Here is a 14,429-nt window from a genome sequence, read left to right as displayed (position 1 = left end):
AGGTTACAAAAATAGTTAATGTAACCGTTTTAACCCCTTGTATTTGTTAATAATTATAAACAATTACTCATCTTTTGTACCATCTCCTGCCATAGCAGAGATTAAACCCGCTTGAGCATTTTTCCAAACAAAATTAAAAACAGACTTTGTTTGATCCCTCGTCACACTTTTAGTATCACTATTTCTAAAGTTATCCAACTGATCCTTACTATTTTTAGACACAAAAAGATTAATCAATCCAGATAGTAATTTATTTTTTTCTTTCCCATTATCCTTAAGTAAGATGATATCAAATTGAGTATACTTTGTTTTTAGATTAACTTTTGAAGTTATTGCATTTCCATCTATTGTAAAATATGTTTGGACTAAATCTCCTTCCAATTTTAAATTTAGATTAGGTGTCATAAATTGATTCAAATCTTCTGCTTTTAGAGCTCCCAAATCAGCTTTAAAAACAAATTGATCTGTCTTATCTGTAACATCAAAAGACCAATTTATATTAAGTGGTGTGTTTTTCATAAAAACACAATCGATATCTATTGTAGTCTTATTTACGTCCAACATGCTATTATTAACGTTACTTAAAGCAGCATTAAAATTAGAGAACGTTAATTGTCCTGCAGCATTATCTGCTTTTACTTTTTCCTGATAAGTAACAGTACCGTTGTTTATTTTAACAACCTCAACCTGAAGTTTAAAACCAAGATCTCGTAAGGATTTACTGTACATACTTTTACTCGTAAAATCATCAGCGACCAGTTTATCTCTATAAATATTGAAATCAGGGTTATTCACAACCACTTTACCCGAAGTAAATCCTATTGGCTTTTTATTCTGAAACTCAATTTTTTGGTTCTCAATTTCTATTTTAGGAATACTTAAATTGAAATGATCTCGCTCTGCAATTATAACCTTGGATAAAACTTCTTTTGAATATTTAGTCTTCAATTTAAACCCCGAAAGCACCATTTTATTATTGTCTATTGCTACATGTGCTAACGTTATATTTTCAAAGTCATTAGCTTGGTAGTATAAACTATCAATAACTACAGACGATTTATTAAACTGAAAAGGGGCATTAGCTTTGTTACTTGTATTCACTTGAAAGTCCGTCATCAAAAAATCTACTTTTTGCGCTTTAGCTACAAGCGAATCATTCTGAGTATTATACATCTCCAAAAAGGCATTATCCAGTCTTATCTGATCCACTGTCAAAGGGTGTTTTAAATTATCAAATATAGATTGTCCTTCTGCCTCTGTATTACCTTTTGTATTGTGATAATACTTAATTTTTGGGTCACTAAAATGAATAGCATCAATTGCTAAATTATTATTAACCATATAATTCCAGTAACTAAACCCTTCAATAGCAAAAGATGACATTGTAATTACTGTATTAACCTTTCCCGTCGTTTGACCTTTAAGACTTAAAGATGGATTTTTTATAGTAACACTTCCCGAAAGGATACTAATATCTGAATTATCATATTGGAAAGAGATATGCTCAGGCAAATTAGAAACATAATCTTCTAATTTATTTTTCGCTATTGCTTTTGTTATAAACACCCCAACTATAAAAAGCACCAAAACGATAGCAATTTCAATCCCTATTTTTTTTCTTTTATCACGCATCTTATAAAGATAAAACTTACATTTCTAATCACAATTTTTTATAAATATCTTAACATCAACACGTCATTTGATTCTTTACTTTATTAATTAAACCGCAGTATTTGACGCTTCAAAAAGACCTTTTGTTTTTTTATAACACTAAATGCATACAAATTATAGATATTCCTTATTTTTGATAAAATCTTTTCTTAAAATATGGACACATTTATAAACTTTTTTTCAAACATTTCTTGGTGGCTTTGGATAATCATTGTGCTAGTTATAATTGCTATACGCGATATTTTTCAACGTAAACACACCATTAGCCATAATTTTCCTATCGTCGGACACTTTAGGTATATGCTTGAAAAAATAGGTCCAGAACTAAGACAGTATTTGGTAGCCAATAATAGAGAAGAATTACCTTTTAATCGTATTGAACGTGGATGGATTTATGCGTCTGCTAAGAAAGAAAATAATTACGAAGGATTTGGTACAGACAGAGATATTTACGCACATCAGCACATTTTTATAAACAATGCTATGATGCCTTACAAGGTCGAAGATAATCATCCACATGCTGAAGACAAGTGCTTTTTGCCATGTGCAAAGGTTATGGGCGAATTTAGTAATCGTAAAAGACCATTCAGACCTGGATCTGTTATTAATGTCTCTGCTATGAGTTTTGGCTCACTTTCCGCGAAAGCGATAGAATCTTTAAATAAAGGCGTTAAAATAGCCGGAGCCTACCACAATACTGGAGAAGGTGGTTTATCACCTTATCACAAAAATGGTGGAGATGTTGTGTTTCATTTTGGAACAGGTTATTTTGGAGTACGAGCTGACGACGGTGGATTCTCTATGGAAAAGATGATTAAATTAGTAGAAGACAACCCATTTGTTAGAGCTATTGAGGTTAAATTATCTCAAGGGGCGAAACCAGGAAAAGGTGGCGTATTACCAGGTGCAAAAATAACACCTCAAATTGCTGAAATTAGAGGTGTAGAAGTTGGAAAAGATGTACTCTCTCCTCCAAATCATAAAGCATTTTCAAATGTTTCTGAGCTGGTTGATTTTATTGAAGCTATTGCCGAAAAAACAGGATTACCCGTTGGTATTAAAGCCGCGATTGGTAAATTGGAACAATGGGAAGAATTAGCTGACATTATGGTTAATACAGGAAAAGGACCTGACTTTATTACTGTTGATGGTGGTGAAGGTGGTACGGGAGCTGCACCTCCAAGTTTTGCGGATCACGTTAGTTTACCTTGGGTTTACGGCTTTGGTGACTTATATAAACTATTTAAAAGTAAAGGCTTAAGCGAGCGTATTGTTTTTATTGGTAGTGGTAAATTAGGGTTTCCTGCTAAAGCTGCGATGGCTTTTGCAATGGGTGCTGATTGTATTAATGTGGCGCGTGAAGCAATGATGAGTATTGGCTGTATACAAGCACAAGTTTGTCATACTAATACTTGCCCAAGTGGTGTTGCTACACAAAATAAATGGTTACAAAATGGAATTGATCCTACGTTAAAATCAGAACGTTTAGCACAATATTTTAAAACGTTTAGAAAAGAATTTATAGAAATCACACATGCTGCTGGTTATGAACATCCATGCGAGTTTAAAATGACTGATATTGAAGTTAATGTCGATGATCACAATTTATCTTCGGAATTAAATAGCACATATGGTTACGACAAAACGGTCGTTCCTTTTAATGGGATACAAAGCTTAAAAGATTGTAAACATTTAGGTGGTCAAAATTAATCGAAAATTATAGACATAAATAAAAAAGAGGATTCCGTTGAATCCTCTTTTTCGTTTTATAGGTTTTATTCTAACTATCTCTTAAAACATGTATTGAGGCCAATACAGATCTAACAACACCATTGTTATCCGTAAAATCGCCCGAAATAGTCACATCTATATAATCTCCAACTGCTCCAAAATTAGTAAGATTAAACTGAAGTGTATTAGGTTCTGAATGATCTATATCTATACCCACTTCAAGAATAAAACTTGATGCTCCATTTGTTGTATATACCCCTGGCGTTACACCACCTCCCAACAATATAAAACTAGTGGTATTGGTTTGATGACCAATTTGAAAAGAATTCCCACCTGAATTTAGACTTCCACTAAGGTTAATTATATAATAATCTACTGGGTCGTTATCGACCTGTACACTAATATATTCTGTAACCGCTGTACAAGCAATAATATTACCCACGTTTGTAACACTAGAATTAAAAGGAAGCTCTGTAGTTGTTTGAAACGTATCAAAATCCACCCCCTCCAAAGTATAATCGGTCAGAGCTGAACACTCTAATATATTAAATGAAAAACTACCATTTGTAACTGCGACAGAAGAATAATTATTACCATAATCTATAGCTATATAGCCGTTAGCAACATTTGCATTAGCACAATCTACTAAATTACCTGAAATATTTATTGCTGAAACAGTTGACATAGCAATACCACCATAGTTAGTGTCTACAGAAAACGGTCCTATTGTAGTACTGTAAGTTTCTACTCCACATTGATCAAATGCTTTTAACGCTAAAGTTTCATTGGCTGGAATTAAGCCACAAATTTCACCACTCCCATTAGAAAAACCAGTTCTAGGGTAGGTTGCTCCACTTCTCCATAACTCGACACGCATATTAGAAAAAGGTACTCCTGAAACATCTTCCATAGTCAGACACAATGTTACTGTAGGAAACTGCGCATCGCAATTCCACCAAGAAAAATGAGACACTTCTCCAACATACTTACCTCCTATTAGCGTCGCTATTCCATCTTCAACCCAATACCCATTAACCTCATCAAAATGCCATAATGGTATGGTTGCTGGTGCCACTCCTGTCTGTGCCGGATCTACAGGCATTTCAATATCAGCAAAATGACCATCAGCGATATTCAATTCTTGACCAGAGTCACCTCTCAACTCTACATTTAGCATCCCATAAGACTCCAAAACACGTGCTTCTCCTCCTTGATTTACTGCTTGTAAACTTCCTGGCATAATGATATTATTATCTGGATTTGATGGGTCTAAATAATACATTTTAACATCAATATTACCAGTATACGCATTACCGTTATCGTCTTTAAAGCTTCCATCAAAAGTTACTTTAGATCCATTTGGCAACTGCACATCACTAACTGATCCAGAAGAAATTGTAGCTGTAACATTGTCTTGAACTAACATGATTTTAATCATATTGTTTTCCTGCGTTGGTATTACAGTTCTCATTCCTTTAAAATACCCTGCTTTATCCGCAATGATATATGCTTGCTTCTCTTTTACACTAGCATTTTTGATAATAAACATTCCGTTAGCGTCTGTGGACGCTATTTCCGAACCAATACTAACCACTGTATTTTCAATTGGTAAGTTATTTTCATCTACAATACGTCCCATGAAATCTCTTTGGATAGTCGCGCCTAGATCAAGCTGTGAATTTCCCGAATTACCATCTGGAATATTAGGCGTATCTACTCCTTCGTCTGGATTACAAGACATAAATACCGTACCTAACACAACCATTAGGCTAAGTATTAATTTAAAATTTTTGTTTAGCATATTCATAATTTAAAGTTTTAATTGTTTCACCTTTATATAAACTCGCTTACAGTTTTGTTACCCTCTTTTTTAAATTATTTAAAACCTTTTACTCATCAATCAACTCTTATACACCAAAAACTAATGCTATTATTATTGATAAACTTAGAAAACGATTAACTTTTATAAACCAAATTAAATAAAGACTCGCTATTTAAAAACACAAAAAAAGAAGGTTCCAATTGAAACCTTCTTTTTGTTAAACTGTGTCATATATTTTTAAAAATCTCTTAACATATGAATTGTTATTGACAAATCTCTGGAAACACCATTATTATCAACAAACCCTCCTGTTACTACCATATCAATATACTCTCCAATAGCTCCAAAATTACTAAGCGTAAACTGTAATGTATCAGGCATTCCAAAATCCATATTTATTCCTGTTTCTACATAGAAACTATTAGCGGATGATGACGTGTAGGTCCCAGGTACTATTGATTGACCAAGAATAGCCAATCCATTACCAGCAGCTGTTTGCGTATTAACATTAAATGACAATCCATCACTTCCTATCCTTCCATTTAAATTAATTAAATAATAATCTACAGGATCGTTATCTATCTGAACAGACACAAACTCTGTTACCCCATTACACGCTATTAAGTTTCCAACATTAGGATTATCAAAACTAAATGGAAGCACTGTTGTTACCTGTAAAGTATCGTAATTAACCCCCTCTAAGGTAAAGCCTGATAAAGATGTACATTCTGTTACATTAAACGTAAAATCCCCGTTAGTAACGGCTACTGAAGAAAAAATACCTCCATAATTTATTGTCGCATAACCATTTGTAACATTTAAATCATTACAATCTATTAAAGTCCCTGTTATACTTGTTGAAGAAACCGCTGCCATAGTAATATCTCCATAATTAGTATCTGTAGAAAATGGTCCTATAGCACTTGTATAAACCTCTACACCACATTGATCAAAAGCTTTTAATGTTAAAACTTCATTAGCTGGAATTAATCCACAAATCTCACCAAAGCCATTTGAAGATCCAACTCTAGGATACGTCGCACCACCTCTCCATAATTCAACATTTATATTAGAAAAAGGCACCCCTACACCATCGACAATAGTCATACACAATGCTACTGTAGGAAACTGAGCATCGCAATTCCACCAAGAAAAATGAGACACTTCTCCAACATACTTACCACCTATTAACGTTGCTAATCCGTCTTCTACCCAATACCCATTAACTTCATCAAAATGCCATAATGGTATTGTGACAGGAGCTACACCTGTTTGTGCTGGATCTACAGGCATTTCAATATCAGCAAAATGACCATCCGCTATATTTAATTCTTGACCAGCATCTCCTCTTAATTCTACATTTAACATACCATAAGATTCCAAAACACGTGCTTCTCCTTGTTCATTTACTGCTTGTAGACTTCCTGGCATAATGCTATTAATATCTGGATTTGACGGGTCTAAATAATACATTATAACAGCAACATTACCAGAATAAGCATTACCATTATCGTCTTTAAAGCTTCCGTCAAAGGTCACTTTTGTTCCATTTGGCAACACTACATCACTAACTGATCCAGACGGAATCGTAGCAATCACATTATCTTGGATTAACATGATTTTAATCATATTAGCGCCTTGTGTTGGTACGACAGTTCTCATCCCTTTTAAATAGCCTGATTTATCCGCTATTATATACGCTTGTTTTTCTTTTACACTAGTATTTTTAATAATAAACATACCATTAGCATCTGTCGACGCTATTTTTGACCCAATACTAACCACTGTATTTTCAATAGGCAAATTGTTTTCATCTACAATACGCCCCATAAAATCTCTTTGGATAGTCGCTCCTAAATCTAATTGGGAACCACTTGGATTATCAACCGGCACATCCGGCATATCAACATCTTCGTTTGGATTACAAGATGTAAATACCGTACCTAATACAACCATTAGGCTTAGTATGAGTTTGAAGTTTTTGTTTAGAGTATTCATAATTTAAAGTTTTAAGTGTTCAATATTAATTGTTCAACCTTATATAAACTGCCTTATGATTTTGTTACCCTATTTTTTTAGTCTTTATTTAAATAATCCCAAAAAAGCCTTTTTATTAGTTTTAGAAATGGGCACACGATAGTCGTTACCTAAAACAACATAGCCTTCATTTTCAAAATGTCTTACTTTTTCTAAATTAACAATATGTGATTTATGACACTTAAAGAACGTGGCGTTAAGTAACTTTTCAAACCTCCCTAGGTTATAAGAACTAGTTATTGTTGTCTCATTTATTAAATGAATTTTAGTATAACCTTCATACCCTTCTAAATGCATCACTTCTTCCTGAGGTATAAAAGACATCCCCTTAGCTGTTGGGACTATAATTTTATTATTGCTAGATATTGTACTAGATAATAAGTTTACCAATCTATGATTACTATCGATATCCACCTTTGTTTTTACAACGGAAATGGCTTTTTTAACCGCTACGATTAAATCTGCATCATCAATGGGCTTTAATACATAATCTATTGCATTCTGTTTGAAAGCCTCAATAGCATACTCGCTATATGCAGTTACAAAAATAACTTGAAAATCAATACCGTTTAATTGCGCTAATAAATCAAACCCATTAATTCTAGGCATTTCAATATCTAAAAACACGATGTCTGGTTGATTGTTTCGCAATGCATTTATAGCATCTTCTGGTTTTTGAAACGTATTTAGAATAACAAGGTCTGGAAATAGTTTTCCTATTTTTTGCTCTAAGCCTTTTAGGTTAGAAATTTCATCATCAATTAATATAGCAGTAGGTGCTTTCATAAATTACAATTGAGTAATGATAAAGGTCGATATATTCCCTCTATCGTTTAATTCAGGATGGAGTTCTTCTTCAGAATAAGAGATATTCCATAACTCCGATTTATTTAAATATTTTATTCGGTCTTCCAGTACATTGGAAGATTTAACTCTTTTAGTATTTCTTTTTTGAGTATTTATAAAGCCAACACCATCATCCATAATCTTAACTTGGATACTTTTATCCGATAAGGGCACAATACTAATACAAACATTTCCATTGTCTAACTTATTAAAAATACCATGATTGATAGCATTTTCTACTATAGGCTGTAATAGCATCGTGGGTAATTTTATTTGTTTACTATTGATAGCGTCATCTATTTTAAAGACATACTCAAACTTATCATTAAAACGAAGTTTTTCAATATCTAAATAGTTTTTAATTAATTTAATCTCTTCATTTAAACTGATTTCAGTTTGTTTGGACAATTCAAAAAACTGGCGAATTAGCTTAGAAAACTTAACCAGATAAGCTTCAGAAGCTTCAATTTCGTTATTATTAATATAATATTGTATGGCTGCCAAAGAGTTGAATACAAAATGAGGATTCATTTGAGACCGCAATGCTTTTAATTGGATTTCGGTTAACCTCTTTTCTTGCATCAATTGGCTGTTTTTCTTCTCTTGAATCTGTTTACTCACTTTCCAAACAACATACACAATGATTGCAATAGCCAGCACAGTCATTACTATCTTAACCCAAAGGTATTGCCACCATAAAGGCGTAATTGAAAAACTTAGCTGCTTTTTTATCTTATTAGATTTAATATTTAACGTATAATCGCCAGGCATTAAATTATTAAAACTAAAACTATTAGCACTAGCTAATACCCAGTTTTTATTTATTGGTTCTAATTTATAACTGTAACTAAACCCCGTATCCAAATCAGAAAAATCGATATTAGAAACTGCAAAATTAAGTGTATTATTCTTTTGATAATTAAACTCGGAATGAGTAGCTGTTATCCCTTGGTTATTATAACTTGCTTTATCAATATAAATATCTAATAACTGAGATTGACAGGTTATATTTTCAGGTAAAATAGCAATACCATAATTTGTGCTTACCATTAACTTATCTTGATAAACTAATACATTATTAACGCTATTTGAAGGCAACCCATTGTTAATATTAATTTTTATCTGAAACTGATAACCTGCTTCTTTTTTTATATATTTTAAGACACCAGACTCTGTAGATAACCAAATGGTATTATCTTTTACATAAGCATTATTCACAATTAAAAATTCCGATTGAGGTAACTGTTTAACAGTGTTTAAATCTGATATAAAGGTTCCAAATCCATCTGTATTTAACAGTATTTGTGTATCAGAAACTTGTGTGACACTTAATATAGACTTATTAAATTCTTGGTTTGAAAATTTAATGGTTTCGCACGTTTCATTTTCCAATTGTTTTAACCCGTTTGAAGTTGCTATTAGAAGTTGACCTCCAAACGTCATAATTTGGTTTATTCCACTTTGCGAATAATTTTTTTCTACTTTAAATGTTTTCGGATTTATTTTATTGATTCCTAAAGAATATCGGCTGTATAGGTACTTGTCTAAATATACTATTTGACGTGCCTTATCATTGACTCCATAAATAGTGTTTTCTAAATCAATATCTGAAATCACTTCCTTTTTTAAAACTTTTATATGCTTTTTAGACATATAAAATTCAGTATTTAACGCCTCTAAGTAAGACGCATTATAAAGGAAACTAGACTCGTGAATAAAAGGAACAAATTTATTTTTTGACGTTTCATATTTATAAAACCCTTTATTAAAAACATTAGCTATTATCTTATCGTTTATATAACTAATATTGGTGACACGCTCTTCCTCCAAACAATATTTTATATTTTGTTTTTCTTTTGGCAAATGATAAATACCATTGGTAAACGTCGTTACCCAAATAGATCCTGAAGCATCGATAAAACCAAAATGCGCGTTTAATCGTTTAGGAATATAATATGTTTTTGTAATGTGCAAATTACTATCTAAAATCCCCACAAAACCTTGTCCTGAAATTTGAATTTGATTATTGACTAAATTCAGCCTTACATGCTTAGACTGCTCAAGACCTATTTCTTCTTTAAAATTCCGTTTATATAATTTTAAAGTATTTAGATTAAAAATATTGTATTGTTTATCATTTACCCAGTAAAATAGACTGTCAGTAATTTGCCCTCTAACATGAAGCTTATCAATAACATTATTAAAGCAAAACTTAGTAATTGTACTATCGTTTTTATCTTGAATAAAAACAGTATCCAATGTTGCATTTGTCTTATAACCTAATATCGTTTTATGTTTGATATAACTGTTTGCTCCCAAACTGCCGATTTTATAATCTAATAAAACCTTCCATTTATTATCTTTCAAAACATGAAACCTATTAGAACTTGTCAAAAACACATCGTTACCAACCTGACTTGAAAAAATAGGATTAAAAATTTCTCCTTTTAATTCGCTTTCAAAAGCATAGACACTATCGTTTTCAATATAACCCAATTTAGAAGCTTTGGATAAGTACCAAAGTCTGCCATCCGGTGTTGGATAGATTCCCCAAACATCATTATTAGATAACCCTTCCTTGGTAGTAAACGTTTTTATGGTATTTCCGTTATATTTCACCAAACCTTTGTCCGTGGCTATCCATAAAAAACCCTTTTGATCCTGCGCCAATTTATAAACATGATTACTAGGCAAACCATCTTTGGTTGTATAATTGGTAAACTGTTGTGCAAAAGAAAAACCCCATATCAAAAAGGATAACAATGTGATATGGGTTTTTTTATATTGCAATAGTATTTTGTTTAATCGTTATAACAAAAGTAACGTTTTAAGCCTATATTTATTTAACTTAAAAGTAATGCTCCGTTTAAAACCATTTCTTCTTAATTTATAACGAGCTTAAAAACTTATTAATCAGTAGTCACACTGTTTCCGTTAGCTACTAATGTGTTATAATCAGCAACTCCTTGCCCTGTTGGTGGCGCAGAAATTTGTTGATTGTTAAGTCTAACATTTTTACCAGAAAAAGTAGGAGAAATTGCAACTAATTGACTTAGAACAGTATTAACATCTGAAGAACTAAAATTATTACCTGGAAAATAGACTTGACTAAATGAAGTTAAAGCAGGAAAAGTGATTGTTGTCAAACTAATATTATCATACAAATTAAAAGAAGATGCTGCAGTTACTAGTTGCGGTAAATTGATCGTCACCAACTGAGAATTTTGAGAAATTGTAAATTGAGATACCGTTACTAAAGACGACAAATCAACACTAGTTAACACGTCATTATTAAAAATCCCCAAATTACTATTTGTGTTTATTAGATTAGACAAATCTATAGTCGTTAAATTAGGATTCTCATACACAGCGACTGCATTACCAGTAGTGATACTACTTAAATCTAATGCTGTTAAATTTACATTCTCTTCAAACTCTATACTATAAACATCTGTTAGATTACTTACGTCCACATTATTCACATTACTATTACGCAGATAAAACTCATGAACATCAGAAAGTGCTGAAAAATCCACTTGCTGTAAAGACGTTGTATTTAAATCAGCACTTCCTTCTATATATAAATAATAGGATACTTTTTCTAAACTTGATAAATTTAAAGAGGATACTAATGGATTATCCCTAAATCTAATTTCTTGACTAACCTCTACTAAATTAGAGATATTTATAGTAGTTAAAGCTACATTATCGTCAATAATCAATGTAATCAACTGAGACACGCTTGACAAATCTAAGGTTGTCAGTTGTGTTGTATTTTCTACATATATAAACTGGGTTATAGATCCTATTTCATTTTGAACTTTTGTTACAGCCTCGGCATCTGTTATCCCTCCATTAAAATAAACATAAGTTAGACCAGAAGTTGCTTGACCGCCTGTTCCGTCGGCACCATCCATTCCGTCTTGACCATCGACACCATCGACGCCATCCTGACCGTCAACGCCATCAACACCATCCACTCCACAAGACATTGCTAAAATTAATACTACACTACATAATAGTTGCTTAAAAATTGTTTTCATAATTATTTTTTATTTGCGTTATAAAACTCTAAAGCTTCAAAAAATGGGAAGCCAAAGAAAGGCCCTTCAGCTTCATACAAAATCACTTTAACAGAATCTCCAAGAGGCGTCTCTTTTATGGCAACCTCATACATACTGTCTTCTGTTAATTTTCTATCATTGATTAAATAGTACTTTACTATTTTCATTTTTTTAGCTTTACTTAATCGCGCTGTTACTTCTGTGTTTACTTCATCTTTTGCTACTTGATCTTTACAATTAAAGACTAGTAAGCTTATGCAAAAGACTACATATTTTAGTTGTATTTTCATGTTTTTCTGCTTATAAAACTTCATCTATAATGACACAAAATTCCACTTCAATATTACCATAAACAACATCTAATCGTATCTCATCTCCTACAGCCGTTCCTGCACGTTGACAGGTTACAGTCACCCCTTGTTCCTCACCACTATCCAAGGTCAACCTTCCTGTGCCCGTCTCGTTAAGCTCGTTTACATTAGTTGTGAAAAATATAGTTGGTGAGCTTGAAAAGGATACTATTTCTATTCCTGGTGCGCCATAAGGCCCATTACTTGCATTAGGAAAATATTGCGTATTTAATTCAGACTCTGCAATTATTGTTTGATCATTATTGCTATTATCTAGGTAAGAAAAACCTTGATAATTACATTCGGTTTCGTTTGTTGCATCATTATTGATGTCATCATCATTATTACATGAGGTAACAAGACATAATAAAACTAGTATATATGTTATTTTTTTCATCTTTATAATTTTAGTATTACTTTTTTAAGTTAAGAAACGATTTAAGACTAATCTAATATTATTCCTAAAGTCCCTTCATAATGACCTGTAATGGTTGTACCGTTTGTATCTAAAAAAGTATAATCTAAATCAATCGTACTATTTGAAGGTGTTGAATAATCTATATTGATGGCATTTACGATTACCATTGGTCCAGATGTTCCAACATAATACCAAATACCATTAGCTTCTGGAACATGACAAAAATCAACGCCATTTTCTGTTCCAAAAGTAGGATCCGGTTCTAAATCATACCCTAATAAAGAATCTACTGAATAGCCTGCATTAAATCCGCTTGTTAACACACTAGACGAGATATAAGTATTCCCTGAACTAATAACTCCTGATGTTAAACTTGGATTAGAAGGACCTGCTAATATTTTTAACTTCACCATATTGGTTGTGTTATCAGAATAACCATAAGCATAACCAACGCCGACATCTCCAAAGGAATCTGTCATCCGACCATCTGTAAAGAAAAAATTATAATAATCTGGAAAAGTATCCCCATTGGCATCTGCCTGGTCAATGGTAATGTAAGCATTCTCCGTTCCGTTAAACGTACCGCTAATTGTAAAACCATCTGTTGGTGTAGCTGGAGTTGTTTGTTGATCGTCATTATTATCACAACCAACTAGCGTTATGGCTACTAAGATTAATAATACTTTAAGTGTTTTTAATGTTTTCATAATTAAATTATTTTAAGTGTTCATCTTTATATCAATAAGCGTATAAAAATGTTACCCTAAATTTAAAGTTATTATGTATTTTTTCTTATATGAATAGTCCCTGTAATAGATTTTATACCTCCTGCGCTATCTGTAAAATCACCAGAAAAAGCAACATCAATGTACTCTGTTTGATTTCCAAAATTTGATATTATACATTCAAAATTGTGTGTCGTTGTAATATTTGTATTTAAATCAATTTCTGAGATAACTAAAACTGGTGCACTTACGTCTATTAAGCTATAAAAACACAACTACTTAAGTTTGGTTTCGCAGGTCTTATCTTTAATGATATTCATCAATTTTTACACAAAATTCGGCATCCAATCCAGAACCTGTCACTATAAATTGCATTCCTTCCCCAACTGCACTTCCTGTTGCTAAACACGTTACATTTACAGTTTGTATAACACCACCAATACTTAATTGACCTGTTCCAGTAGCGTTTACAGTAACAACTGTGGTAACAAACCAAAAATCACCTGGATTACTAGTTTCATAAATTTCCACTTCAGGTCCATTAGATGACGTATAGAAAAAATCTGTAGTTAATTCTGCTTCAGATATTAAAGTTGTCGTATTGTTTGTTGTATCTAAAGCATCATAACCTTCATAATCACATGCTGATGTTTCTGGTTCGTCATCCACACCGTCATCCGCAGGACATCCAGAACCAATTATAAATAACGCTACTACCAATAATGTAATTGGGGAAATTACTTTTAAAATCTTCTTTTTCATTGT

The 14,429-nt window shown here is 32.3% G+C and carries 12 protein-coding genes; 1 reads left to right on the top strand and 11 read right to left on the bottom strand.

The features are described from left to right. Window positions 1-63: 63 nt before the first annotated feature. The gene (locus tag E9099_RS13385) at window positions 64-1,632 is read right to left on the bottom strand and encodes a hypothetical protein (RefSeq protein WP_136584058.1); all 1,569 of its coding nucleotides are present in this window, start codon (window positions 1,630-1,632) and stop codon (window positions 64-66) included. 195 nt (window positions 1,633-1,827) lie between these two features. Here E9099_RS13385 and E9099_RS13380 point away from each other — a divergent pair, with 195 nt between their 5' ends. Beyond that, window positions 1,828-3,381, top strand: coding sequence for an FMN-binding glutamate synthase family protein (locus E9099_RS13380; protein WP_136584057.1), 1,554 nt, complete (start codon window positions 1,828-1,830; stop codon window positions 3,379-3,381). 70 nt (window positions 3,382-3,451) lie between these two features. Here the strand turns inward: E9099_RS13380 and E9099_RS13375 are convergent, their stop codons facing one another. The 10 genes from E9099_RS13375 to E9099_RS13330 form a co-directional block, all read right to left on the bottom strand. Beyond that, the gene (locus E9099_RS13375) at window positions 3,452-5,209 is read right to left on the bottom strand and encodes a hypothetical protein (RefSeq protein ID WP_136584056.1); all 1,758 of its coding nucleotides are present in this window, start codon (window positions 5,207-5,209) and stop codon (window positions 3,452-3,454) included. A gap of 252 nt (window positions 5,210-5,461) precedes the next feature. After that, window positions 5,462-7,222, bottom strand: a complete 1,761-nt coding sequence (locus E9099_RS13370) for a hypothetical protein (RefSeq protein ID WP_136584055.1) — start codon at window positions 7,220-7,222, stop codon at window positions 5,462-5,464. A gap of 84 nt (window positions 7,223-7,306) precedes the next feature. Continuing rightward, window positions 7,307-8,047 carry a LytR/AlgR family response regulator transcription factor gene (locus E9099_RS13365; RefSeq protein ID WP_136584054.1) on the bottom strand — a complete coding sequence of 247 codons (741 nt, stop codon included), beginning with the start codon at window positions 8,045-8,047 and terminating at the stop codon, window positions 7,307-7,309. 3 nt (window positions 8,048-8,050) lie between these two features. Beyond that, entirely contained in the window at window positions 8,051-10,897 is a 2,847-nt protein-coding gene (locus tag E9099_RS13360) for a histidine kinase (protein WP_136584053.1), read from the bottom strand. A 119-nt stretch (window positions 10,898-11,016) separates the two neighbouring features. Beyond that, window positions 11,017-12,150 carry a leucine-rich repeat protein gene (locus E9099_RS13355; protein ID WP_136584052.1) on the bottom strand — a complete coding sequence of 378 codons (1,134 nt, stop codon included), beginning with the start codon at window positions 12,148-12,150 and terminating at the stop codon, window positions 11,017-11,019. 2 nt (window positions 12,151-12,152) lie between these two features. Next, window positions 12,153-12,461, bottom strand: a complete 309-nt coding sequence (locus E9099_RS13350; RefSeq protein ID WP_136584051.1) for a hypothetical protein — start codon at window positions 12,459-12,461, stop codon at window positions 12,153-12,155. A gap of 10 nt (window positions 12,462-12,471) precedes the next feature. Further along, window positions 12,472-12,918, bottom strand: coding sequence for a hypothetical protein (locus E9099_RS13345; protein ID WP_136584050.1), 447 nt, complete (start codon window positions 12,916-12,918; stop codon window positions 12,472-12,474). A 47-nt stretch (window positions 12,919-12,965) separates the two neighbouring features. Further along, a complete protein-coding gene (locus tag E9099_RS13340; protein ID WP_136584049.1) occupies window positions 12,966-13,646 on the bottom strand; it encodes a hypothetical protein in 681 nt (226 codons plus the stop codon). Between the two features lie 71 nt (window positions 13,647-13,717). Then, window positions 13,718-13,939 (bottom strand): hypothetical protein, encoded by a 222-nt coding sequence (locus E9099_RS13335; RefSeq protein WP_136584048.1) that lies wholly within the window; start codon window positions 13,937-13,939, stop codon window positions 13,718-13,720. 31 nt (window positions 13,940-13,970) lie between these two features. Next, complete coding sequence (locus tag E9099_RS13330; RefSeq protein WP_136584047.1) at window positions 13,971-14,426, bottom strand: hypothetical protein; 456 nt, start codon at window positions 14,424-14,426, stop codon at window positions 13,971-13,973. Between the last annotated feature and the right edge of the window lie 3 nt (window positions 14,427-14,429).

The sequence above is a fragment of the Psychroserpens sp. NJDZ02 genome (genome assembly GCF_004843725.1).
In the GTDB taxonomy this organism is placed as follows: domain Bacteria; phylum Bacteroidota; class Bacteroidia; order Flavobacteriales; family Flavobacteriaceae; genus Olleya.
This window is presented reverse-complemented; position numbering and strand designations above follow the sequence as displayed.

Bases quoted from the DNA above. Each gene is read 5' to 3' on its own strand.
- E9099_RS13340 (WP_136584049.1), bottom strand. From the start codon at position 13,646: ATGAAAACATTAAAAACACTTAAAGTATTATTAATCTTAGTAGCCATA.
- E9099_RS13380 (WP_136584057.1), top strand. From the start codon at position 1,828: ATGGACACATTTATAAACTTTTTTTCAAACATTTCTTGGTGGCTTTGG.
- E9099_RS13330 (WP_136584047.1), bottom strand. From the start codon at position 14,426: ATGAAAAAGAAGATTTTAAAAGTAATTTCCCCAATTACATTATTGGTA.
- E9099_RS13355 (WP_136584052.1), bottom strand. From the start codon at position 12,150: ATGAAAACAATTTTTAAGCAACTATTATGTAGTGTAGTATTAATTTTA.
- E9099_RS13370 (WP_136584055.1), bottom strand. From the start codon at position 7,222: ATGAATACTCTAAACAAAAACTTCAAACTCATACTAAGCCTAATGGTT.
- E9099_RS13350 (WP_136584051.1), bottom strand. From the start codon at position 12,461: ATGAAAATACAACTAAAATATGTAGTCTTTTGCATAAGCTTACTAGTC.
- E9099_RS13385 (WP_136584058.1), bottom strand. From the start codon at position 1,632: ATGCGTGATAAAAGAAAAAAAATAGGGATTGAAATTGCTATCGTTTTG.
- E9099_RS13345 (WP_136584050.1), bottom strand. From the start codon at position 12,918: ATGAAAAAAATAACATATATACTAGTTTTATTATGTCTTGTTACCTCA.
- E9099_RS13375 (WP_136584056.1), bottom strand. From the start codon at position 5,209: ATGAATATGCTAAACAAAAATTTTAAATTAATACTTAGCCTAATGGTT.
- E9099_RS13365 (WP_136584054.1), bottom strand. From the start codon at position 8,047: ATGAAAGCACCTACTGCTATATTAATTGATGATGAAATTTCTAACCTA.